Annotated in this window: 22 protein-coding genes; 5 read left to right on the top strand and 17 right to left on the bottom strand. The window is 42.5% G+C overall.

Going from position 1 to position 23,357, the window contains the following annotated elements:
- Positions 1 to 16: 16 nt before the first annotated feature.
- On the top strand, positions 17 to 871 hold the full coding sequence (locus C6Y06_RS06355) for a GNAT family N-acetyltransferase (RefSeq protein ID WP_034663385.1): 855 nt from the start codon (positions 17 to 19) through the stop codon (positions 869 to 871).
- Positions 872 to 914: 43 nt separating this feature from the next.
- On the opposite strand, the gene C6Y06_RS06350 is transcribed toward C6Y06_RS06355, so the two are convergent.
- Genes C6Y06_RS06350 through C6Y06_RS06325 form a run of 6 tightly spaced genes read right to left on the bottom strand, consistent with a single transcriptional unit; the run spans position 915 to position 9,225 of the window.
- Positions 915 to 2,729: an IucA/IucC family protein gene (locus C6Y06_RS06350; protein WP_095285003.1), complete on the bottom strand. Its 1,815-nt coding sequence runs from the start codon at positions 2,727 to 2,729 to the stop codon at positions 915 to 917.
- Positions 2,730 to 2,742: 13 nt separating this feature from the next.
- Positions 2,743 to 4,092, bottom strand: coding sequence for a lysine N(6)-hydroxylase/L-ornithine N(5)-oxygenase family protein (locus C6Y06_RS06345; RefSeq protein WP_095285002.1), 1,350 nt, complete (start codon positions 4,090 to 4,092; stop codon positions 2,743 to 2,745).
- A complete protein-coding gene (locus tag C6Y06_RS06340) occupies positions 4,067 to 4,621 on the bottom strand; it encodes a GNAT family N-acetyltransferase (protein ID WP_060595973.1) in 555 nt (184 codons plus the stop codon). The genes C6Y06_RS06345 and C6Y06_RS06340 overlap by 26 nt, the downstream gene beginning before the upstream one ends.
- Positions 4,618 to 6,399 (bottom strand): IucA/IucC family protein, encoded by a 1,782-nt coding sequence (locus C6Y06_RS06335; RefSeq protein ID WP_066031055.1) that lies wholly within the window; start codon positions 6,397 to 6,399, stop codon positions 4,618 to 4,620. The genes C6Y06_RS06340 and C6Y06_RS06335 overlap by 4 nt, the downstream gene beginning before the upstream one ends.
- Positions 6,396 to 7,892 carry a pyridoxal phosphate-dependent decarboxylase family protein gene (locus tag C6Y06_RS06330; RefSeq protein WP_106036684.1) on the bottom strand — a complete coding sequence of 499 codons (1,497 nt, stop codon included), beginning with the start codon at positions 7,890 to 7,892 and terminating at the stop codon, positions 6,396 to 6,398. The genes C6Y06_RS06335 and C6Y06_RS06330 overlap by 4 nt, the downstream gene beginning before the upstream one ends.
- On the bottom strand, positions 7,879 to 9,225 hold the full coding sequence (locus C6Y06_RS06325) for an aspartate aminotransferase family protein (protein WP_106036683.1): 1,347 nt from the start codon (positions 9,223 to 9,225) through the stop codon (positions 7,879 to 7,881). Before C6Y06_RS06325 ends, C6Y06_RS06330 begins: the two co-directional genes overlap by 14 nt.
- A 385-nt stretch (positions 9,226 to 9,610) precedes the next feature.
- Here C6Y06_RS06325 and C6Y06_RS06320 point away from each other — a divergent pair, with 385 nt between their 5' ends.
- Entirely contained in the window at positions 9,611 to 10,147 is a 537-nt protein-coding gene (locus tag C6Y06_RS06320; protein ID WP_034663405.1) for a serine O-acetyltransferase, read from the top strand.
- On the opposite strand, the gene C6Y06_RS06315 is transcribed toward C6Y06_RS06320, so the two are convergent.
- The 3 genes from C6Y06_RS06315 to C6Y06_RS06305 form a co-directional block, all read right to left on the bottom strand.
- Positions 10,142 to 10,402, bottom strand: a complete 261-nt coding sequence (locus C6Y06_RS06315; RefSeq protein WP_081311424.1) for a hypothetical protein — start codon at positions 10,400 to 10,402, stop codon at positions 10,142 to 10,144. The genes C6Y06_RS06320 and C6Y06_RS06315 overlap by 6 nt on opposite strands.
- A 113-nt stretch (positions 10,403 to 10,515) precedes the next feature.
- The gene (locus C6Y06_RS06310; RefSeq protein ID WP_106031485.1) at positions 10,516 to 11,073 is read right to left on the bottom strand and encodes a GNAT family N-acetyltransferase; all 558 of its coding nucleotides are present in this window, start codon (positions 11,071 to 11,073) and stop codon (positions 10,516 to 10,518) included.
- A gap of 14 nt (positions 11,074 to 11,087) precedes the next feature.
- A complete protein-coding gene (locus tag C6Y06_RS06305) occupies positions 11,088 to 11,954 on the bottom strand; it encodes an AraC family transcriptional regulator (RefSeq protein WP_060595967.1) in 867 nt (288 codons plus the stop codon).
- 113 nt (positions 11,955 to 12,067) lie between these two features.
- Between C6Y06_RS06305 and C6Y06_RS06300 the strand changes: the two genes are divergently transcribed.
- Positions 12,068 to 13,444, top strand: a complete 1,377-nt coding sequence (locus C6Y06_RS06300) for an MATE family efflux transporter (RefSeq protein ID WP_060595966.1) — start codon at positions 12,068 to 12,070, stop codon at positions 13,442 to 13,444.
- Between the two features lie 25 nt (positions 13,445 to 13,469).
- Here the strand turns inward: C6Y06_RS06300 and C6Y06_RS06295 are convergent, their stop codons facing one another.
- The 4 genes from C6Y06_RS06295 to asnB form a co-directional block, all read right to left on the bottom strand.
- The gene (locus tag C6Y06_RS06295) at positions 13,470 to 14,309 is read right to left on the bottom strand and encodes a phytoene/squalene synthase family protein (RefSeq protein ID WP_060595965.1); all 840 of its coding nucleotides are present in this window, start codon (positions 14,307 to 14,309) and stop codon (positions 13,470 to 13,472) included.
- The gene (locus C6Y06_RS06290) at positions 14,302 to 15,777 is read right to left on the bottom strand and encodes a phytoene desaturase family protein (protein WP_106036682.1); all 1,476 of its coding nucleotides are present in this window, start codon (positions 15,775 to 15,777) and stop codon (positions 14,302 to 14,304) included. Before C6Y06_RS06290 ends, C6Y06_RS06295 begins: the two co-directional genes overlap by 8 nt.
- The gene (locus C6Y06_RS06285; protein ID WP_066031060.1) at positions 15,774 to 17,291 is read right to left on the bottom strand and encodes a phytoene desaturase family protein; all 1,518 of its coding nucleotides are present in this window, start codon (positions 17,289 to 17,291) and stop codon (positions 15,774 to 15,776) included. Before C6Y06_RS06285 ends, C6Y06_RS06290 begins: the two co-directional genes overlap by 4 nt.
- 147 nt (positions 17,292 to 17,438) lie before the next feature.
- Complete coding sequence (gene asnB, locus C6Y06_RS06280; RefSeq protein WP_034663432.1) at positions 17,439 to 19,280, bottom strand: asparagine synthase (glutamine-hydrolyzing); 1,842 nt, start codon at positions 19,278 to 19,280, stop codon at positions 17,439 to 17,441.
- A 156-nt stretch (positions 19,281 to 19,436) separates the two neighbouring features.
- Between asnB and C6Y06_RS06275 the strand changes: the two genes are divergently transcribed.
- Complete coding sequence (locus tag C6Y06_RS06275; RefSeq protein WP_095284998.1) at positions 19,437 to 19,964, top strand: DUF2777 family protein; 528 nt, start codon at positions 19,437 to 19,439, stop codon at positions 19,962 to 19,964.
- Positions 19,965 to 20,002: 38 nt separating this feature from the next.
- Here C6Y06_RS06275 and C6Y06_RS06270 read toward each other — a convergent pair whose 3' ends face one another.
- From C6Y06_RS06270 to C6Y06_RS20680, 4 genes are all read right to left on the bottom strand, one after another.
- A complete protein-coding gene (locus tag C6Y06_RS06270) occupies positions 20,003 to 20,371 on the bottom strand; it encodes a YisL family protein (protein ID WP_034663442.1) in 369 nt (122 codons plus the stop codon).
- Between the two features lie 92 nt (positions 20,372 to 20,463).
- A complete protein-coding gene (locus C6Y06_RS06265) occupies positions 20,464 to 21,369 on the bottom strand; it encodes a fumarylacetoacetate hydrolase family protein (RefSeq protein WP_095284997.1) in 906 nt (301 codons plus the stop codon).
- A gap of 41 nt (positions 21,370 to 21,410) precedes the next feature.
- Positions 21,411 to 21,749, bottom strand: coding sequence for a hypothetical protein (locus C6Y06_RS20685; protein WP_187704439.1), 339 nt, complete (start codon positions 21,747 to 21,749; stop codon positions 21,411 to 21,413).
- 66 nt (positions 21,750 to 21,815) lie between these two features.
- A complete protein-coding gene (locus C6Y06_RS20680) occupies positions 21,816 to 21,977 on the bottom strand; it encodes a hypothetical protein (RefSeq protein ID WP_189288324.1) in 162 nt (53 codons plus the stop codon).
- Between the two features lie 283 nt (positions 21,978 to 22,260).
- Here C6Y06_RS20680 and C6Y06_RS06255 point away from each other — a divergent pair, with 283 nt between their 5' ends.
- A complete protein-coding gene (locus tag C6Y06_RS06255; RefSeq protein WP_106036681.1) occupies positions 22,261 to 23,355 on the top strand; it encodes a CotH kinase family protein in 1,095 nt (364 codons plus the stop codon).
- The last annotated feature ends 2 nt before the right edge of the window (positions 23,356 to 23,357 follow it).

Genomic DNA, 23,357 nt, shown 5'->3' with positions numbered 1-23,357 from the left:
GAAGGAGTTGCGTGTCATGACAAACGTTGTTCAACGAGCATTAACAATTGATGACATACCAGATCTCATCGCATTGTCTCAAGAGGTAGACTGGCCTGATTACAATGCGGAAGAACTCACATCTCTTTTAACAAATGGATATTTCACAGGTTTTTCAACAACGGACGGACAAGTCATCTCATGTGCAGGACTTTTCCAATATGATCAAGCGGCGTCAATTGGGGCAGTCATTGTATCTGAGACACATCGCGGATTAGGTCTTGCACGGAAAATGATTGACACCCTGCTAGATCAAAGCCAAAGCATTCCTGTCGTTTTAACCGCTACTGTCCAAGGGCGGCCTGTTTACGAAAAAATCGGGTTTCACACGGCTGGTTACATTCATACTTACAAAGCGCAAAAACCGAACCCAGAGGCGCTTCGTGTGTCAGATGACATTCACCTGTCTCCTGCCGATGAAACGCACCTTCCGTCCATTGAAGCACTTGATGAAAAAGGCGCAGGTACAAATCGATCAAGCTTTTTAAAAAACCGGATGAACCGGGCAGCACGGCGTATCATTGCAAAGAATGAACATCACGAAACAACTGGCTTTGCATTTGGCGTTGAAACGCCTGCCAATTTAATGATTGGACCGCTTACAGCAAATGATGAACTTACAGCTCTCTCTATGATCCGTTCGCTCATCTCGTCTTATTCTGGTGCGATTCGTTTAGATATGCAGAAGGAAACAGCTGAGCGCCTCCATGAATCACTTGTTGAAGCAGGTTTTACGAAAACAAACAAAGCGCATTTTATGATGATTCGCGGAAAAGAAAAGCAGAATGATCCCGCACTTCTTTATTTCCTTGCCTCTCAAGCATTTTCGTAAAAAAATAAAAAGCTGTAGACAGTTGATGTCTACAGCTTTTCTATTACTTCTCACAGGCGGACGAAAGAACATGAGCGAGTGCATTTTTGACCTTCCCATGCTCTGACGCATGCGGGCGGTCATCTCCATCTCCGTACCCATAATCAATCATTCGATTACGATTTAAGCACAGCTTTGTCAGCTTCGGCTGGAATAGATCAAATAGTTCAAAACGGTCCTTCAGCTGCGGGAATTGCTTTTGATAATGCTGAATTTCTTCTGCAAGCAAGCGCCAAAGTGTCGTTTCATCTAACAGCTGATGATTGTCTAACACGTTTGAAACGTAACGCAGGTTACAAATAAACAGTCCTGTAAAGATAAACTGCACTAACCCTTCCGGCGGCTCACTCCGCAGCACTTCTTTTAAATCTTCTCCTAGTGAAGCCAATTCAGGCAGCGGCTGATCACTAATATTCACATCATCAACGAAATCTTTGATCGCCAAACGATGCGGCTGATGATCTTTTAACACAAGAATCGTATTTTGCCCGTGTGGTGAAAAGACGGTGCCATATTGATACATGAAGTGCAGCAGCGGCGGCATCACAACATGGAAAAATTTCGCCATCCATTCCTTTGCTGAGAGACCAGATTTTTCAATCAGCTGTTTCACATATGGCTCACCTTCATGATCCTCATAAGTGAGTGCTGCAAGTGTAACAGGGCTCTCTCCTTCATCTAAATACGTGTAAATGCTTTCTCTAAAAATCACACCGAGCATCTCAAGATATTGATACGGCGCACCAGGCAGTTTGCTGTAGTAAGGATGATCGACATTGATACTTGCATTCTCACCAGGTAAAATCACGCGGCAGACATCCGATAAAAATGAGTCTTGATCCGCAATCCCTTTAATATGCGCTGTAATACGAGGGGCAATGACTGTCCGTTCTGACGGAAGTCCCCGGTACACGAGTGTATTTAAAATACTCATTGGCAGTTTAATATGATGCTTGCCTTTATTTGAGATGTTTGTAAAGGTTCTGATGGACTGCTGCGGGATATATTGATCCAGTCCCTCTCCTACATACACAATCCGGCGCAAGGCCAAATCTTCCGGGAAATGCTGAATAATCATATGCGTCCACTGCCACTTATGAACAGGCATCAAATAATAATCAGCTGCATTCAATCCTTCATCCTTTAACACGCGGTGAAATTGACGGATCGTGACTTCATCTAATTCTTTGGCGATCACCTGCTCATAATCTTCATGATCGACCGCATGGAATGTCGCAAGGTCCCTGTGAACAGCAATCCAAGACAGCTGCACACTTTCTTGCCTTTCAGGTGCATAGGCTAGGTAGTCATCGTAACTGAACCCAATTCGTCCTTTGTTATACACAATCCAAGGATGGCCTGTCATCTCTCCTTCAATCCAAGCGTAATCTGTATCTGTCAGTTCATCCGCACGAAGTGCTTTTTTCGACAGCAAATGTACATCTGCTAACAGGGTATGATGAAGCTCTTTGATAAGATGGCCTGTTGTATCAGAAGACATTGGAATGAGCGGCTGAATGTCTAGTAAAAACACAATCGCACTGACATCCTTTGACCATTTTCCGTCTTGACAGCACTCGATTGATTCAGCGATTGTATCAAAACTATCAAACAAACGAGTTTTTGCGAGATAGCGATATTTCTTATGTTCGTGAATGATTAATTCATACTGAGCGATGCCATCCTTACGATCTAGCTGCACGGGATGAAGCATGTCCTCATACATGTATTCAGACAGCATTTTTGCCACCATTCGCTGGTTTGCCTTTTTCCAAGCAGCAGGATTCACCGCTTTTTTCAATTCATCTTGTACACTCATCGCTTCATCCTCCTTAACCTTTGATTTCTTCAAATGTGTTGACGTTCTTGTGTGTACCAAATGTCTGGAAGACGTGCTTTTGATAAAGTGGATACACGGTTTGACGAGCAAGTTCATTGATAATCACACTGTTTCGGTAAGCGCCAAGCCCTAAATCCGGAGCGCCGACCCCATGTGTATGAAGCTCAGCATTTTGCACAAAAATATCATTTTCACCCATTGTATTAGTTTTCAAGCGATATTCACGTTCGACCTGGAACCGTCCTTGATCGTCCCATTGAATGTGATGAGAAATTGGGTTGATAAACGGCGGCAGTACCGATTGATAGCCAGTCGCCAGCACAACAATATCGGTCTCATGGGTAAAGGTGTCCTCTTTGACCCATTGCATGCATGAAAGGGACAAGCCGTCCGCTGTTTCCTCAATCAAGTTGACCTCTGTCATCGCTTGAAGCACTGTGTTCAACTGCTCTCCGCAGGCAGAACGTTCATAAAGCAAATGGTAAATATCACGGATCATTGCAGAGCTGATGCCTTTATACAGCAAGTCTTGCTGCTTTAACAAAGCATCCTTTTTTGTTTGCGGAAGCTCATAAAAGAAATCAATATAATCTGGAGAGAAATATTCAAGACCAAGGTTTGAATATTCCATTGGGAAAAATCCTTTAGAGCGTGTGAACCAGTGAATATCCTTTGCCTCATCATCTGATAAAATATCATAAAACACTTCTGCCGCACTTTGGCCAGAGCCGATAACTGTCACAGATTTCCCTTTAAAACAGCCTTCTTTCTTTCGTTTTAAATAGTCAGCAGAGTGAAAAACTTTCTCTCCTAAAGCTGGCTGGAGCGATGCTGGTATCGCCGGCTGTGTACCAATTCCTAAGACGAGATGCTTACTTTCAAATACCTCTACGGTTTGATCATTCACATGACGGACATGCACTTCATATCGCTTTTCTCCTGCTTTCTCAATCAATGAGACAGATTCGACGTTCATGCCAAATCGGCAAGAGTCTAACTGATCTGCGACCCAGCGGCAATAATGACTATATTCCTTGCGCGGGATATGAAAATCCTCTAGAAAGTAAAATGAATACAAACGGTTTTGCTCCTGCAAATAGTTAAGAAAGCTATATTTGCTTTTCACATCTGCCATGCTGACAAGGTCCGCTAAAAAGGGGACTTGCAGTGTCGTCCCTTCAATGAGCATACCTGGGTGCCAATGAAAGGCTTCACTTCTTTCAAAAAACAAAGCGTCGATTTCATTTACCTCTTCAGATAATGCGGCAAGTCCCAGGTTAAACGGTCCAATGCCGATTCCAATTACATCCACTACATTATTTTGCTTGTTGAACCGCGTCATGGTTATACTTCCTTTCGAATCGTTCTCTATCACAAAACATCAAAAGACCTGTTTTATCGGGTAAATTGACTGGTTTTACACGTTCAAATCCGCATTTTTCAAATACATGGATCATTTTTTCATTGCGAATATCCGGCTCAGCGACGATTTTTTCTGTTCGTTTGTTCTGCTCAAATTGAAAGGCTGTCATTGCCTGAAGCAGCGGGGCCGCAAATCCTTTTCCCACATAATCCGGCTCCCCTATTAATAGATGGATTCCTTGATCATGCGGAGAAGGCTGATAGTAGGATTCAATGACGTCACCTTTGACGTTGTATGCCTCAAAATAACTCATTGGCGTCCCATCAATTGTTCCTAAATAAAGAGTTTGATGCGGATCATGAATCGCCTGATAAAAATGCTTTTCAAAAGCAGGAAACGGAATATTCAAATGCCAAAATGGGTGAACATACTCTTCTTGCATCCACTTGTGGACAAGCCGGACATCCCTTTCATATTCAGCGCGAATAAACCTAATACGATGCCTCATCCAATCAGCGCCTCCTTATGTAAAAAGAGCGGATTCAAGACAGCTGTGTAACGAGACTGTGTTTCCAGAGATCCTGTCAGCTCATCCATATCTTCAAACCGTGTTAGCAAATTCGCTTTTGAAGGCAGTTCCTTTGAGCGGAGAAGGCTGTTTGTCAGTTCAGATGCCCCGTATGTTTCCTCATGAGCGAGCAATGTGTCTCTCACGAGTGCCAGCAAGTCTTCTTCCTTTGCCAGTCCTTCTGTGCCAAAGCCGTTAATGAGACCAAATAAATGATTAAAGAAGAAATAATAACGCAGTCTCTCAACGGCTACATCATCTGCACAAATGGTTTCACTTCTCACGCTCAAGTTTTGGACAAGGTTTGCGAGTTTATCCTTTTTCGATTCACTATAATAGTAGCCTTGGTTGTCACGATAATAGAAGGTGTCCGGGTAACCAGCCTTCATTTGCACAACAGCATTTTGCTGATGGGCTTCCAGTGCAAGACCATATGTTTCAAACAGCCAGAGCATCGGTTCTAACGAAATGGTTAAATATTGCTTAAACCAATCTTGGCTCACAGCATCTGTTGATCGGCCTTCTGCGTCTGCAAGGTCATGAATGATCCCTGCTAATCGCGATTTTCCACCAAACGCATGATCCTGACATAATCCAGCAATTAAGCTTGCCCCTTTTTCACGATGCAAAAATGGGTTTTGACGAATGACTACTTCAAAGCCAGATTCCGCCTCTTCTCCTTGAATGGATAAATAGGCAGGATCTTCAATGACCCGGAATCCAGAGAATTTATCGTATAAAGAAATGCCTAATTCTGTTTTTAAAATGCGAGACATCTCAACTCCGCGATCCAGTTCCTTTTGTTTATTGACACGTAAGGAGTTTGTAATTTTCACAGGAACAGAGAATTTGAGCATGTAAGCAGAATCTTTTTGATAGACAGTTCTAAAGGATGAGGTCGCTGTGTATTCAGACCCCAGCGGTCCTAAATAAGTCAGTTTCCCTTCCTCTATATAACGCTGGACGAACGCTTTCTCCATGACCACTTTGACTTGCAGCGGGTGAATCGGAATGAGCACATATTCTCCGCTTTCTGTTAACGTATTCAGTCTCTCTGTTTCTTCTGGTACCTGGCGCAAGAGCTCTTCTAACATGAGGCTTGCCGCAGACTGTGCAATAGACGAATCCTGAAGCACAATCGAATGGTGCGCTTTAAAGTAATGAAGCTGGAAAGCCCCTTTCAGCTCAGGAGAATAGACCGCCTCTTCCTCCTCCGTCATCCCTTGTCTGCTTTTTGGAGTGGGATGCGTTAAATGTCCAAGAAGAAGTGACTGCTCAGCCTCGATATACTCAAAATCGGCTTCAGAAAGAGCTGCTCGATCACTTTCTCGCTCCTTTAAGAATCGTTCAATATTTCGGCAGCTTAAAATGATGCGAAGCATGAATTCATCCTCTGCATCTGTGCGGCCATATTCAATGAGAAGCTCCTTTGAACATAGAGCAACAAGTGTCGTGTAATCGGCGATTGCGCCCTCTTGTTCACTGCCTTGCGGACGGAAGCGAATCGGAAAATCAAAGAGATGGCGGCCAACAGATGAAACATATCGGATCGGAATCACAAGCTCTAGATCTTGCTTTGCTAGTTTTGCGATGAATACAAGCGAGCCATCTGCTCTCGTCTCTTTTTTTGCAGATCGATCGATTCCTGTTTCGCGTAAAAAACAGTTTAAAAAGCTTTGCATAGTTGCATTTTCAGCCATTTGTTTATATTGACTCAACGTAGTACCCTCCCGGATTGAATATGAGCGATCCCGATATCAACGATGTCAGAAAGGATTTCCTCAATATGTGTGATTGTCGTTCTCGGATTTAACAAAGTGAATTTTAAGCATGTTCGGCCATCAACCACTGTTTTCGCAATGACAGCAGTTCCCGTTTTGAACAATGTCCGATGAATGATTTTATTGATGTCATCTGTTCGGTGCTCATCCTTAAATCGGAACACAATCGCATTGATTTCTGGCTCAGGATTGATTACTTCAAGGTGATCATTTCTCTCAATAAGCGCGGCCACATCCTTCGCAAAATGAATGGTATGGTCAATGATGTCACCAAATCCTTCTTCTCCAATTAGACGAAGAGAGAGAAGTAACTTCAGAGCATCAAACCGGCGCGTCGTTTGGATAGATTTATTGACGAGATGTAGAATACCATCTAGTTCATCTTCCTTTGGATTAAGATAATCTGCATGATAATCGATCAAACCAAAATGTCTTTTATCCTTCAGCAAAAATGCCCCGCAAGAAATCGGCTGATAAAATTGCTTATGAAAGTCGATCGTGATTGAATCAGCAAGCTCCATACCGGCTAATTTACTTCGGTAGGTTTCGCTTAATACAAGTGCTCCGCCGTAGGCAGCATCTGCGTGAATCCACAGACCGTCTGGTTTGACGATGTCATACACATCTCGAACCGGGTCAATACTTCCAAAATCAGTTGTCCCGCAAGTCGCTACTACCGCAAAAGGAAGCAGGTTCTGATCCTTTAATTCAACCATCTTCTTTTTCAAATCATTGAGGTCCATTCGGTGATGCTCATCCGTCTCGACCAGTACAACAGCCTGCTCCCCTAAACCGAGCTGGGATGCAGATTTTTTCACCGTAAAATGAGCATTTTTAGAGCAAAGAATTCTCATGCGGTGAGCTTCACTTGGTAAGCCTTTCTGCTGAACATTCCACTGCCATGTGTTTTCACAAAAGGCATCTCTCGCCAGAAGCAGCCCCATATAGTTAGATTGGGTTCCACCGCTTGTAAATGTCCCATCTGCTAAGCCGCCATAAGAAAACTTTGCACATAGCCACTTGAGGATTTCCTCCTCAACCAAAGAAGCAATACCGCTTTGATCAAAGGAATCCATTGATTGGTTAATGGAACTCACCATCACCTCTGCGGCAAGTGCAGGAATGAGCGGCGGACAATGCAGATGTGCCAAGCATTTAGGATGCGATACATCAATCAAATGCGGCAAAAGATGTTCTTTTATATCTTGAAAGACAGATTCAATTGATTCTCCAAACGGTTGAAATCGGAATAACGATTCGACACTAGCCGCTAATTTCCCAGGCAATATTCCGCTGTATGGTCCTGTGTCTTTTTGCCATTGCTCCAGTAAGCTGTCGATAGATGTATGAAGAGCCGCTTGGAAGGACTCTCTTCCAAGCTGGCTTTGATTCATAAATAATGAATCCACAGAAGCTTTAGTTGATTGCATCGTACACGGCCTCTTTAAAAATAGCGATGACTTTTTCAAGCTGTTCTTCTGTCATAATGAGTGGCGGCAGGAATCGAATCACACTTCCGAAACGGCCTCCTGTCTCCACAATTAAGCCTTTATCGAAGCAATTCTTTTGAATAAGACTGGCCAGCTCTGAATTCGCTGGATAGCTTCCGTCCACATCCTGTTTCTCATTTGGATTGACTACTTCAACGCCAATCATTAAACCTCTTCCTCGAACATCACCGAGAGCAGGTACTTGTTTTTGGATGTCTTTTAGGTGAGCCTGCATACGATTTCCTAACTGTTCTACATGATCAAGCAGGTTGGTTTCTTTTATAAATTTAAGCGTAGCGGTTCCTGCAGCCATCGCCATTTGATTCCCTCTAAATGTCCCGATGTGTGCACCTGGATTCCATTGATCTAAATCTTTATCATAAATCACAACTGAAAGCGGCAGGCTTCCACCAATGGCTTTTGACAGCACAATGACGTCAGGTACAATTCCTGCATGTTCAAAGGCAAACATCTTACCTGTTCGGCCGATGCCTGATTGAACCTCATCAATAATGAGCGGAATCCCTTTTTCTTTTGTGATTCTTCTCATTTCCTTCATCCATTCAATAGATGCTGGAATGGAGCCTCCCTCGCCCTGCACTGCTTCAAAGATCATACCTGCTGGCGGAAGAATACCACTTTCAGGATCATTTAATACGCGCTCAATATACGAACTTGAAATGCGGTGCGAATCCTTCCCTCCAATTCCAAATGGGCAGCGATATTCATATGGGTAAGGCATAAAATGAACATCAGGTATTAACCCTTGCACTCTTTCCTTTGGAGATAAATTCCCGCTTAATGACATCGTGCCATGTGTCGCACCGTGATACGCACCGTGGAATGAAAGAATGGAACGATTACCTGTCGCTGTCTTGACTAATTTAATAGCTGCTTCTATGGCGTCACCACCAGTTGGCCCACAAAATTGAATTTTGGCTCTTTTTGCAAACTCTTCTGGCAAGTGAGAAAAGATTTCATTCACAAATTCTTCTTTAATTTCTGAGGTTATGTCCAGCGTATGCAACGGTCTTTTTTCATGAAGCATACGTTCAATAGCTTCTATAACAACTGGATGATTGTGACCAAGTGCAAGTGTTCCTGCGCCTGCCAGGCAGTCATAAAACTCTCTGCCATCCGCATCTGTCACGATCATACCCTCGGCTTTTTGCATGGCTAATGGGAACCGTCTCGGGTAAGACCTTGCATTAGATTCTCTTTGACTTTGCTGCTCTAAAAATTGCTGATTTTTAGAAACGGTTTTGATGGACATAATAAAACACTCCTCCAATTGATAAAGATTATCATTTTCATTTACTAGCCTAGAGGATGTGAGATATGAAAGTCAATTGTATTCAAAAAGATGATTCGAAAAGCATATGAATGCTATATTCTCTTTTTAGCGAGTATTTTCGTGTAATTTTTACAAACCTCTACTGCCATAAGAAGATCAAACGGATGAGACGGAATGGTGTAGAAAAAATTACAAATCATTCTTCCTGGTTCTTTTGTTCTACTCATGACGAAGCTCTTATTTTATACAGGAAACTGGATGAAAGTGATGTAGAAAAAGAAAGAAATAAACGCCTCTCTATATTGATATAAATGGTTATAATGGTATAATTTCTCTGAAACAAAAGGGAATGGAGAGGGATCTGATGATTTTAACGAAGCACGATCTTCACCACTACTTGGCACAGGATAAGAAAGCATTAGCCATTAAGCGCAAAAGACCTAAGTGGTTTGGGGATGATATATGGAAATATCAAAGGATTTTACGAAAATATGAATACTATTCTAATAGCGGCGCTACACTTCGCAAATGGTTTTATCGCTATTTACATAAAAAGAAAGGCATGCAGCTTGGCTTTGATATTCCGATTGGTGTCTTCGGCCCTGGCCTTAGAATCAATCATACGGGTCTCTTAATTGTGAACAAGCATGCAAAAATTGGGGCATTTTGTGATATTCATCAAGGGGTGAATATTGGTCAGAACCATCATGAAAAGGATGTGCCAACCATTGGGGATCATGTATGGATTGGCCCTGGTGCTAAGCTGTTTGGGGACATCTATATTGCAAATCATATTTCAATCGGAGCAAATGCTGTTGTAAACCGTTCTTTTCACGAGGAGAAGATTGTTATTGCAGGTGTGCCTGCGCAAAAGGTAAAAGAAAAAAGCCCTTCTTCATGAAGGACTCACCTGATAAAAAAGAATGATACCGATCAAAACAGAGATGAGCAGCATGAGATAAAACAAGATCGTTAAAATGAGAATGGTCCAGCCAAGTCCCTTCCTCTCTGTCTTGATCAAATAAATACCGAGAACGATGGTACTAAATAGGACACCTAAAATGGCCCACAGCCATTTGTCTTTATCATGCTTTGGCGCATCAAACCATAAATAAATGGCAACAGCAAGTGAAACGAATAACCCCGTAATTCTCACGTTCAAACTCCTCCTTATGTAAATTACATGTTCTCTATTATGCTTTTTAGCCCCCCTTCTTCTTCAGTTTATTCAAACATTCGACCCTTTTGTCCTAAAACGATTCATCATTGTTAAGTAGCATGTCGCGGGAGGCTTTTCCATTCCTCTCTCAGCATCCCATAGCGCATCGAATCATAATATTCTCCTTGATAGTAACGGACCTTTCGCAGTCTCCCCTCAAGGACAAATCCGCATTTCTCTGCGCACCGCATCATCCGTTCATTTCCCGACCATGTGGTAAGACCAATTCGAGGGATATCAATGTGTGTAAATAACTCATCAGTCCATAGACTTAACGCCTTTGTCCCAACGCCACCGCTCCAAAAGCGCGAGTCATAAATGAGAATGCCGCATTCAAGCCACCGTGTACGTTCATTCTCCCAATAATATGACACGGTGCCTTTGATTTCGCCGTCTATTTCAATGCCATATAGCTTTGGCGGAATGGATGTGTCCTGTAAGTATCGTTTTTTAAATGCAGCAAGCGGGATTTCGTGTTCATAAAAATATGGGGCATTCCACTTTCGATAGGACTGATCTGGTGCTTTGAATTTTAAATGCCATACCATCTCTAAATCGGCTTCGTTTAATGCTTGTATGCTCACATGCTCTTCCTTTTCCCTTTTCATCTGTTCACGTTCCTTTACTTTGTCGTTCTTTTTGCTAGATGACGGTACTCGATAGGCGTCATGCCTTCGTTTTGCCGAAACAGTTTAGAAAAATAAGTAGGGTCGTCAATGCCTACGTGATCAGCAATAGCTGCGATTTTATCATTCGTTGAGGCAAGCATGCTTTTGGCTTTTTCGACCTTGAGACGATTGATGTATTGGTTTGGCGTCAGTCCATATACCGTCTGCATGCACCTTGTCATGTAATCAGGATGATAATGCAGCTTCTCTGCAAGCTCTTCCATTTGTAGTTTCTTCATAAAGTGACGCTCAAGATAATGAACCACTTCTGAGGCGACATTCTCCTTTGCACTTGGAATATGAAATGCTTCTTTTTGTAAATGAATGAGCATTTCCTCAAACTGAAGCTGCTTTTTCAGCGGCAGTTCAGACGCGTCATCATTTAGTGCACGCATTGCTGAAAGATGTTTTTCGAACACATTTCTTCCTTTCACTTTTCCTATACGAGGCAGGCTAAATTCATATGTTGCCGGCTTTTCAAAGGTGGCTTGATTTTGTTTCATATCAAACCAGTGTTCTCTCAGCCGATTCGTCAACTCAAATGGATCAATTGAAAAATGCAGCCACTCATAGTGAGTTTCTTCTTCGCATGGCAGGTGTCCCCCATGAGACAAGCCAGGTGAGAGAATGATATATTCTCCTTCTTTTACGTGATGAGCCTCTCTGTCTTCTGTGATCCATAGTTCCCCCTTTGTGACATAAAGAAGATCAAACACAGTGAAGGTTCTAGAGATATGTCTTTCTCCTTGATGAAATACACCTTTGCCTGAAGCAATATAAACCGGGAACGGCGGTACAGTAAATGTAATAAATCGATTCATATTCATCCCCTTATGAAGTCGGATTTCTCCAATAAGTTTCGGTTTCATCTCTTCTTATTATAGTCGATGCAAGGTACACTATAAATCGGATTTATACGAAAGGAGGTTGATTGATGAAACCTCAATCACTGCCAATTCAAAAGGTTCAAGCTAGGGGTAAGAAAACCCATCCTTCATTATTTGCATTAACTTGGCCTATTTTTATTGAAATCTCTTTATATATGCTCATGGGAAGCGCGGATACCCTCATGCTCAGTCAATATTCCGATAATAGTGTTGCCGCAGTTGGTGTAAGCAACCAGCTCCTGAATTTATTGATTGTCATGTTCAGTTTCATTACAACTGGAACGACGATTGTGATTGCGCAGCTTTTAGGAGCTAGCCGCAGGCAGGAAGCGACTCAAGTCGCCTATGTCTCACTAGGAACCAACTTCTTGATTAGCTTTGTCATTAGTCTTCTCATGTTTGTATTAGCTGTTCCCATTTTACACCTGATGGGCCTATCAAGTGAGCTCATGCCGGATGCGGCGGTATTTTTACAAATTGTCGGACTGCTTTCTTTTATTCAAGCGCTCATTATGACGTATAGTGCTATTTTAAAAAGCTATGGATATACAAGAGATACGATGTATGTCACCATCGGAATGAACTTGCTAAACGTTGCCGGTAACTATCTGGTCATTTTCGGTCCGTTTGGCTTCCCCGTATTAGGTGTGATGGGGGTCGCTTTTTCTACCTCACTTGCTCGGTTGATCGGATTAATGGCAATGATCCTCATTGTACGCCGCCGAATTGGATTACGCTTTTCACTGAAGAAGATGTTTCACATCCAGCGGACACATTTAAAAAAGCTTCTGAAAATCGGGATTCCTTCTGCTGGAGAGCAGCTTTCTTATAACGGCTCTCAAATGATCATTACACTGTTTATTACGTTTATGGGGACGCAGGCATTAGCAGCAAAGGTCTATACTCAAAATTTAATGATGTTCATTATGCTATTTGGTGCAGCCATTAGCCAAGGGACACAAATTTTAATCGGGCGCCATATTGGGGCGAAGGAATTCGATGCTGCCTATCACAGATGCATGAAAAGCTTATACTGGGCCATTGGCATCTCCCTTCTTTCTTCCACTGCTTTATCTTTATCATCGACGCATTTGCTTGCTTTCTTCACTAGCAACAGCGAGATCATTCAAATCGCCGCCACACTCCTCCTATTAACAATTATTTTGGAGCCGGGCCGTTCTTTTAATATGGTCATTATTAATTCCTTGCGGGCTGCTGGTGACGCGAAGTTTCCAGTGTATATGGCGATGATTTCAATGTGGGGCATTGGGCTTCCGATCGCTTACTTTTTAGGCATTCAGCTTGAGATGGGTCTCATTGGAGTTTGGATTTCTTTTATCGTGGATGAATGGGTAAGAGGCATCTTTATGTATAGGCGGTGGCGTTCAAGGGTATGGACAGAGTATCGCTTTTCTTCCACATAAAAAGGACTGCGGGTGCAGTCCTTTTTTACGTAATATCTTCTAAAATAAGTTCTTTTTCCTGCTTTGAAATAAATGATCGCTGTGTAAACACGCGGTATTCATTTTCTCTTGTTTTATCTAAAATGGCTTTATAAAAATGAGCAGCTGCTTTCACTGATATACGTGAATAAAGCGGGAATTCATGAAGATGGTCAAAAAACTCCTCGTAGTATGCCTCTGCCTCAAAGGCAATGTACTCCCATACGTGCTGAAATGCTTGATTGACAATGCCTTCTTGCAATTCTTGCTCTGTATATCCGAATTGATCCATGACTTGCTTTGGCAAATAAATGCGGTCTCTTTCAGCCTTATCCTCGCCGATGTCACGAAGGATGTTGGTCAGCTGCAAGCCAATCCCTAATGAAATGGCTGCTTCTTTCAGCTGTTCTTTTTTACGCGGTGCAATAATGGGAAGCAGCATAAGCCCAACGGTACTAGCCACATGGTAGGAATAGATGAGCAGTTCATCTAACGTTTCATACCGATGCTGCTCTAAATCCATCTCTTGACCTTGGAGCAAGTCACGGAACGGGGCTTCATCCATACGAAACTCTTGAAATGTATGTTCTAGCGCCACCCACATCGGATCATTCCGATCTACCTCACCATGTAAAAATCGATCAAACGTCTCTCGAAAGGATGCAAGCTCCTCTTTTGGCGAGGGGGACTCATCTACAATATCATCTGCTCTCCGGCAAAAGGAATACACAGCCCAGACGGCCTGTCTTTTCTTTTTAGGCAGCATGGAAAAGGCACGGTAAAACGTTTTAGAATGGGTTTGAATCGTCTCCTCACATAATTTCAATGCTGTTTGTACATCAACCACTTAGCTTCACTTCCTTTCTGTCATTCAAATCTTTTAACAGCACAGAAGCCATCAGCTTCGCACTTTGCATCACGATCGGCACTCCGCCCCCAGGATGGATGGAAGCACCTACTGCATAAAGATTGCCCGTCTCAGCTACCTTCACTTGCGGGCGGAACACACCTGATTGAAACAAGTTAGGCGCAAGTCCAAAGCTGCCGCCTTCAAACAATCCTTCTCGCAAGGAATCATTTGGTGTTCTGATTTTTTCCCAGACAATCGACTCTCGCAATCTTGGAAAGCCTCTTTTCTCAAGACGATCCACCATTTTCTCTACAAAATCTGTCTCCTCTTCCCAGTTGATATGATCTCCTGAGGGAACGGGAATCAGCATATATAAAACACTACAGCCTGCCGGGGCAAGAGATGGATCAATGATCGATGGATTAAACGTATAAAACGACGGATCTTGAGGGATCGTCTTCGTTTGAAAAACCTCTTTCATATGCTGATCAAAGTGTTCTCCCATAAAAAATTGGTGAACAGGCGCATCATGGTACATCTTGTTTAACCCTAGATACACCATCACACAGCCAGAAGACGGCACGTATTTACGCCGATCTTGTTCGTCTAAACCAAGCTGTTTTAACGCAGCTGGATAATCTCCGTTGATCACAAATGCATCAGCTGCTATACGGTCGTCACTGACTTTTGCTCTAACCACGCGTTTCCCCTCAAACTCTAGCTCCGTGACTTCTTCATTTTTTCTTACATGCACACCCATTTTTATGAGCTGCCTCTCCAGTATATCTACTAAGCTCGCATAGCCGCCTTTTAAATAGTAGATTCCATGTGCGTGCTCACTATATGAAACGAGCGAATAAATAGCAGATGCTTCATACGGGTTCCCTCCGACATAGAGGGTTTGCAGTGCGTATGCATCTCGCAGGCGTTCGTCTGAGAAATACTTTTTCAGAGCACTTTGAACCGTTCGATACGCCTTTAATTTCATTAAAATCTTCATGTTTGCTTTTGTAAAAAATGTACGTTTTTCATGAAATGATTTCTCTAGAAAGGCTTGCTGCCCTTCTTGAAAACGGTCTGTCATTTCTTCCATAAACCTTAGAAATCCTTGATCTTCCTTTGGAAATACACGTCTGATTTCCTCTAGCTGACGAAATGCATCAGAGTACTTCGTGTAGGAGGTTCCATCTTGATATTGAATCGTATACAGCGGATCAAGCTGCAAAAGATCAAGAGATGCTTCGTCCATTCCAACCTCATGTAAAATACCTTTTAACATATCAGGAAGTAGGACAATGGTCGGACCTTCATCTACTTTATATCCTTTCTCACGTACAAAAGCAAGTCTTCCGCCAAGTCGCTCATTTTTTTCGACAAGCGTGACATCATGTCCAGCTTTTTTTAAATAAAGTGCTGAGATCATCCCGCCAATCCCGCCACCTGCAATCAATATATGTTTTTTCATGAGGCACTCCCCTTTTCTTGGTGCGGCAATGTTTTGTGCGTATGTTTCTCTTTTGAAAGAATCGCATTTGTCGTGATACGTGCTGATTCTAAAATGGTCGGCAGCCCGCTTCCTGGGTGCGTCCCTCCTCCTACGAGCCAGCAATGGTCCAATTCATCAAATTCATTGTGCGGCCTTAGGACCATCATCTGCGTCAGCTGGTGGCCAAGGTTAAATGTAGCTCCTTCGTATACGTAAAGGTCTTCCTCCCATTGCTTCGGTGTGATCATCCGTTCGACTTCTATATGCTGTCTCACATTCTTAAAACCGGTTTTTCGCTCAAGTGTGTCCAGCACAAGTTCTCTAAATTCATCTTGATGCGCTTCCCAGTCAATACCGCTTTGATTGTTGGCAACAGGTGCCAGCACATAAAGAGCTGACTTTCCTTTTGGCGCAAGCGAGTCATCTGTGACACTTGCATTTTGAATATAAATAGAAGGATCATCTGGCAGCTCATACGTTTTCGTTATGCCTTTGACAAATTGAGCATAATCATCGGAAAATACGATGGTATGATGCGGCTCCTCATACATGGTATCTAATCCTAAATAAAGCATAAAGGTGGAGCATGAGAATTTTTTCTTTTTTAATTTTTTCTCGCTATATTTCTTTAAAAGTCCTGGCTCTACAAGCTTTGTCATCACATGTGCAAAGTCTCCATTTACGACAACCTCATCTGCCTGTATTTCTTCCCCAGATTCTAAGCGAATGCCTTTTACTTTCCTGCCTTCCGTCAGCAATTTTTCGACGCCAGCTGACAGATGAATCGTCGCTCCAGCTTCAACCGCTGCTTTTGCCATCGCTTCTGACAGCTGATTGACCCCGCCCTTCGGATGGAAAACACCTGTGTCATGTTCCATAAACGATAGAATGGAGAAAGCACCAGGGCACTCCCACGGTGACATGCCTAAATACTTTGATTGAAATGTAAACGCATATTTCACTGATTCATTTGAGAAATAATCTGACAGCACATCATATAAACTCTTATTCAATGAAAGCTGCGGAAGTGCTTTGAGCACCTTTGGACGCAAATAGTGATGAAAACGATCCATTTTACTTTGTAAAATAGGTGTAAGCTGATCCATTTTGCGCTTTGTATCGTTCATAAATCGTAAATACCCTTCGCCCTCACCAGGTGCAAAGGCTTCTAACCGTCTATACATTTCATCACGATCTCGAATCATATCTAGCTGATCGTCTTGAAAAATCAATCTATACATTTCTTTTAATTCGATCACATCAATATAGTCATAAAGATTTTTACCAGCAAAGGTGAACAACTCCTCTGCAATATGAATCATGCTGAGAAAGGTAGGACCCGTATCAAACGTGAAATCACCGAGTTGAAACTTAGAGTTACGTCCGCCAACAAAGGGCTGTTTTTCGTATACCTGAACATCATGTCCTTTGCTTTGAAGCATCATAGCTGCCGCAAGTCCCCCTGGTCCTGCTCCGATCACAATGATTTTCATTATCCTTTTTCCTCCAAATTAATTCACTTTAAGTTAATTATACAAATTAGAAAGATTAGATCAACTTTTGATGTGCTCTATTCGTCTCATGCTATGTATTAAAAAAGCCGGCTTCCCTTCAACAAATGTAAGAAAGCCGACCCTTTATTACGCTTCTATATCAATTCGATACGTTTCAAACCAATGATGAATCTGCGCCAGATGAGCGATTAACTGCGGGCCCTTCATGAGCTGGCCATACCAAGGCACTTGAAAGGAGGCTCCTTCCGTTTCAATCAGCTGGTTTAATTGATGTGCATCTAGAAATTCGTGAAGGACAGAATCTTTTTGCGCAAGGCAATCTGTTAACATCTCTTTCACAGCCTGGGTATAGGCTGGATGATGTGTTTTCGGATAAGGACTCTTCTTGCGATAAAGCACTTCATTCGGTAAAATTCCCTCTAATGCTTTTCGTAAAACCCCTTTTTCACGATTTCCATGCATTTTCATTTCCCAAGGAATATTCCACACATATTCGACAAGGCGATGGTCTGCAAATGGCACTCGTACCTCAAGACTCGCCCCCATACTCATTCGGTCTTTTCGATCTAGCAGCGTTGTCATAAACCAGACCATATTTAAGTAAAAAAGTTCTCTTCGGGCTTTATCCACTCCAGTTTCTCCATCTAAAAGAGGCGTTTCAGCCACGGTTTCTTCATATTTGCTTTGTGCATATTCTCTTAGTGACAGCTTCTTTTGCCACGAATCTTGTAAGAGCTGCGTTCTGGCTTCCGTCGATCTCATCCAAGGAAAACCATTCGTTTCATTTGCCGCATGGAACCAAGGATAACCTCCAAAAATTTCATCCGCACATTCACCTGACAAACCGACAACAAAGTCCTTTTTAATTTCTCGGCAGAACCAAAGCAAAGAAGAATCAATATCTGCCATACCCGGTAAGTCTCGGACCTCAACCGCTTCCTTCAAATAAGCAGCCAGCTCCTTTTGTCCAATGACGCAGCTGTGATGATTCGTTTGAAACGCCTTGGTCATGCGGTCAATCCATGGACCGTCAGCATTCGGCTGGAATTGACTTGCTTCAAAGAATTGATCATTTCCTTCGTAGTCAACCGAATACGTATGAAGCGGTGCTTTCCCTATTTTCTCAAAGTGCTTAGCGGCAATGGCGGTAATGGCACTCGAATCGACGCCACCCGATAAAAATGTACAAACAGGCACATCAGAAACGAGCTGTCTTGTGACGGCATCTGTAAAGAGATGCTTGACGTGCTGGGCGGTGTCATCAAGTGAGTCCGTATGCGCCTTGCTTTTGACATTCCAGTATCTCCACACACGCAGTCCGTCTTTTGAAAAAGTCAAAGCATGAGCAGGTCTCAGCTCTTTTACCCCTTTAAACACTCCTTGCCCTGGTGTTCTAGACGGTCCTAAACCAAAGATCTCCGATAATCCTTCATGATCGACTTTTGCTTTCATATCAGGGTGAGCAAGTAGCGCTTTGATTTCCGAACCAAATAAAAAGGAATGATGACGTTCTGTATAGAAAAATGGCTTGACGCCGAGCCGGTCTCTCCCTGCAAATAATAATTCACGCTCACTATCCCAGATCACAAATGCAAAAATACCATTAAAATGGGTCACACACTCTTCCTTCCATTCTGTGTAGGCGTGAAGAAGAACCTCTGTATCAGAATGTCCAAGAAAGCGATGGCCCCTTTTTAACAATTCTTTTCTTATATCTTCTGTGTTATAGAGCTCTCCATTGTATACAACGGTATAAGCATGGTTTTGATGTGTATATGTCATCGGCTGTTTTCCGCCTTCTACATCTACAACCGCTAACCTTTTATGCCCAAATAGAACGTGCTCACTTTTCCACGTATTTGTATCGTCTGGCCCTCTTTTAGATAATGTATCTGTCATTTGATTGATTACATGATCCTGTTGGATGAGCTGCTTTTTAAAGTCTGCCCAGCCTGTTATTCCACACATCATCATCAGCTCCCATCCGTTTTTCCTCAAGTGTTCTCATTCAGCCTTTCTTAGTTTATGCATCGTCTCCTTGATAGTTGATTTGTCCTTTTTTTCTCGGGCGTATAGGACAAGCATGATTTGGTAAGAAAAGAAAGAGGAAAGGAGCTTTTGCAAATGGAAAAACGAATGAAGCAGCTTGAACGCTGCAGTCGAAGATGGTGCAGCGGGTATTTACTGATTGAAAACGGGTATTGTCTGATTGAAGATGAAGAAGGAGACATCATGCTGCCAGAAAGTCTTCAAAGCACGATGATCTGTTTGAAGGAAAATGGCAGGTGGACCAAAGGGGAACTGCTCGGGTCCATGATACTTCATGAAAGTGGGCAGCTAGTAGAAGTACAAGGCGGTGAAGTGATTCAATATACGGCATCACTTGCGAAAGGATGGCTTGACCTACTGATGTTCGTTCCTGAAAACGTTTTTTATGAAATCATTGCACAGGTAGAGCAGCTTGGTTTTTCCGTCTACGATTGTGTTTTCTCCTCCTTTCATTCTTTTCAACGAGTTTCTTTCTTTCAGTTTTCGACAGATTCACAATCACTTGCCCTTCAATGTCACCATGACTCCGTCGCAGGTCAAATTCGTTTTGAATGGACCACTTCTGACGGTTACCGGTCGGTTTCGCAATTTGATGGCATATAAAAAGGACACTGCTTCGTATAAGCAATGCCCTTTTTATGTTAAAAGATATGGAAACCGATCGGCAGACGTAAACCGAGAAGAATGGTCACAATCGCGAACACGATAAAACCAATCAATACACCAGTCACCGATTTTCCTTTTTTCTTGCGTACAAGAACCATTTCCATGAAGCCGATCACAAGGATACCGAGAATCATTTTACCGATATACTCGCCACCGAAACCTGGAATTTTCATTCCTGTGCGAACATACAGCTCTACGCCTGTTGCGATAATGATCAAGTACAATAGTCTGACAATCATGTGCACAATTTTAGCACCTTTGTCGTTTTTACCTGCTAGAGCAAAGGCAACGAAGAATAAAATAATCCCTAGCACCCATGCTGTAATATGTAAATGCGTTCCCATCTGTTATTTCCCCCTTTATCAGAACAATTACCTTCTCATCGTACCACGAAATAAGTCGAACACAAAGCGACAATCCTGTGTCATCGCACTCTTTATTTGACGCGATTCGATAGCGTTCCAATCGGCTCAATCGTGATGTCAATTCGATCCCCTGAAGCTAAGAACTTAGGCGGTTCAAAGCCTTTGCCAACCCCAGAAGGTGTTCCCGTTGCAATGATGTCACCAGCTTCTAGTGTCATCCCTTTTGAAAGAGTAGAAACAATATTCTCGATGGAGAAAATCATTAATTCTGTACTGGCAGACTGGCGAACCTCTCCGTTTACCTTTGTTTCCACATGGAGCGCACCATGATCCTCGACCACTGACTTATGCACAATATAAGGTCCTATCGGGCAGGTTGTATCTAAGCTTTTACCTATGAAAAATTGTTTGTGTTTTTTCTGCAAATCTCTTGCCGTTACGTCATTTAAAATGGTGTAACCGAATAGATAATCGCGGACCTCTTCAGGTGCAATATTCTTCCCTGATTTGCCCATCACGATCGCAAGCTCCCCTTCATAGTCCAGCTCACTGGTCACATCTTCATGAAGGAGAATATCCGCTTCATGTCCAACGACTGAAGTAGGTGCCTTTGTAAAGATCATCACATCTTTAGGAAGATCCGCTGCACTTCCCATCTCCATGACATGATCTTGATAATTCTTTCCAACACACATGATGTTTTTAGCTGGCTTTGGAATCGGCGCATGGAGTTTCACTTCCGAAAGCGGATATACATAAGAACCGCGGTCTTCTTCTTTTTTCTCAGCCCAGTCAAGGAGCTGTTTGACATGCTCAACAAACTTGTCCCCCATATGAATACATTCAGCTAAAGAGTTTGGCAGTGTCTCAAGCTCAAATAATTTGGCTTCTGCCTTTTTGACGTCCATGACCCATTCATCATCAATGACTACCCCAATAAACATTCTGCTATGTATCTCACCTGTAAAAAACTTCATGTCTTCCCCTCACAATCTTCATTTCGCTAAGTGATGATGTCTCATTTTATTTCTCTATGAAATAAAAAAAACCCTTTTTTATCATACTCTCTTTTAAAAAGGGTTTCAAAAAAGATGATCTGATGTTTAGCGGTAGCGGCGATACTCCCACATGTTCCCTTGGTCCCATTTGCGATCAACATTTCCTCTGCTGTGGGAATGATGCTTTTTCTTTCCACATCTTTTGCAAGAGCGGCTGCGTCTATGGTGATGAGAACGTTTAGATCGATGGCAGCTTCTGTGGTGATGAGATCTTTTAGAACGATGGCTGCGATGTGACTTACGGCAGCTTTTCTTATGATGGGATCTGTGTTTGCTGCGGCATGATTTTTTCGGCTCACTCTTTTTGCTTCTGCAAGATTTCTTGCTTTTGCACGACTTTTTACTTTTGCATGGTTTCTCACTTTTCACGCTTTTCTTTGAACAGCGACTTTTTTTCGAACGATAGCTCTTACAGCTTTTTTTACTGCGATGTGATTTACGGCATCCGCCTCCACCAAAGAACCAATGACGGCGATTTGAATGGCGAGAACGAGCTGACTTGTGCGAGCGTCTCGATTCTGGTTCACGGTCTAAGTGATGATCACGTCCTTCACTTCGAAGTGAATCCACTGCATGTTCAATATGTGAATGATCAAATGTGCTCACGAACGATTCCCCTCCCAGTCTATACTTTGACAAAACAAACAGATCAAACTGTTTATCTTCTCTGCTTTATGTTACGAGACTTGGTAGACAAGTGTTCTTGGCGGATGCCCCTTTCTTTTAAAACTCCATGAATACCTAAAAGCGGGTACAGGACATTCCTCCATTTTCATATCGTAAAGAAGAGCATAGGAGGCTGATGAACGCATGACCACAGAACCTTTAAAGCAAATAGATATTTGGATTCATCCAAAGGACTTGATTGAATTAAGAAAAGACATATGGAACGATGAACCTGTTGAGGCCATTTTGAAAACCGGCCAGACCAAATCACACATTTATGCTTCATACCGCGGGTCTCACATTAGAAAGCTGAAAAAAAAGTCCTATCAAATTGAATATCGAAAGCCAAAGCAAAGACAAGGCGAATCTATCTTTCATTTAAATGCAGAATACAATGACCCCTCGTTTATCCGAAACAGACTGTCCTTTTATTTCTTCGAGCAGATAGGGGTGCTAAGCCCGGCTGCGTCTCATGTGTTTCTCACTATAAACGGAAGAAAAGAAGGCATTTATTTAAAAATAGAATCTGTTGATGAGCACTTTTTTCAGAAAAGGCAGCTTTCAGGAGGCGGCATTTATTATGCAGTCGATGACGATGCCAACTTCTCCCTTTTGAGTTCGTTTGATAAAAAGCCAAAAAAACACCTCCTCCTCGGGTACGAGAAAAAAACGGGGACTTCTCAACACGATCAGCAGCTGAGTGAATTTATTTACTTTCTCAACACAGCGAAAGATGACATATTTGCAGAAAAAATTGAGCAATACCTAGATGTAACACAGTATTTCCGCTGGCTCATTGGTGTCGTGTGCACACAAAACTTTGACGGCTTTGTCCATAACTACGCTCTTTATGTGAATGAACAAGGAAAATTTCAAGTACTTCCTTGGGATTATGATGCGACATGGGGCCGTGACATTCATGGAGAAGAAATGGCATTTGATTATATTCCAGTAAACGGCTTTAATACTTTAACTGCTAGGTTACTAGATATCCCTTCTTTTAAGAGATCCTATTACACGCTTTTTCAGCATGTACTCGATACACATTTTTTAGAAGACCGGCTTTGTCCAATCATCGAGAAATGGCATGCCTCTATCGAGAACCGAATTGGAGATGATCCTTATACGAGAGATCGAAAAGACATCCTACAATCAGAACGAGAGGTCATCCGGCAGTATATCAACAAAAGACGACGTTATTTACAGGCTGAAATAAGAAAAGAGATAGATGGCAAGTAAGG

The sequence above is a fragment of the Bacillus sp. MZGC1 genome (genome assembly GCF_002998605.1).
In the GTDB taxonomy this organism is placed as follows: Bacteria; Bacillota; Bacilli; order Bacillales; family Bacillaceae; genus Bacillus.
This window is presented reverse-complemented; position numbering and strand designations above follow the sequence as displayed.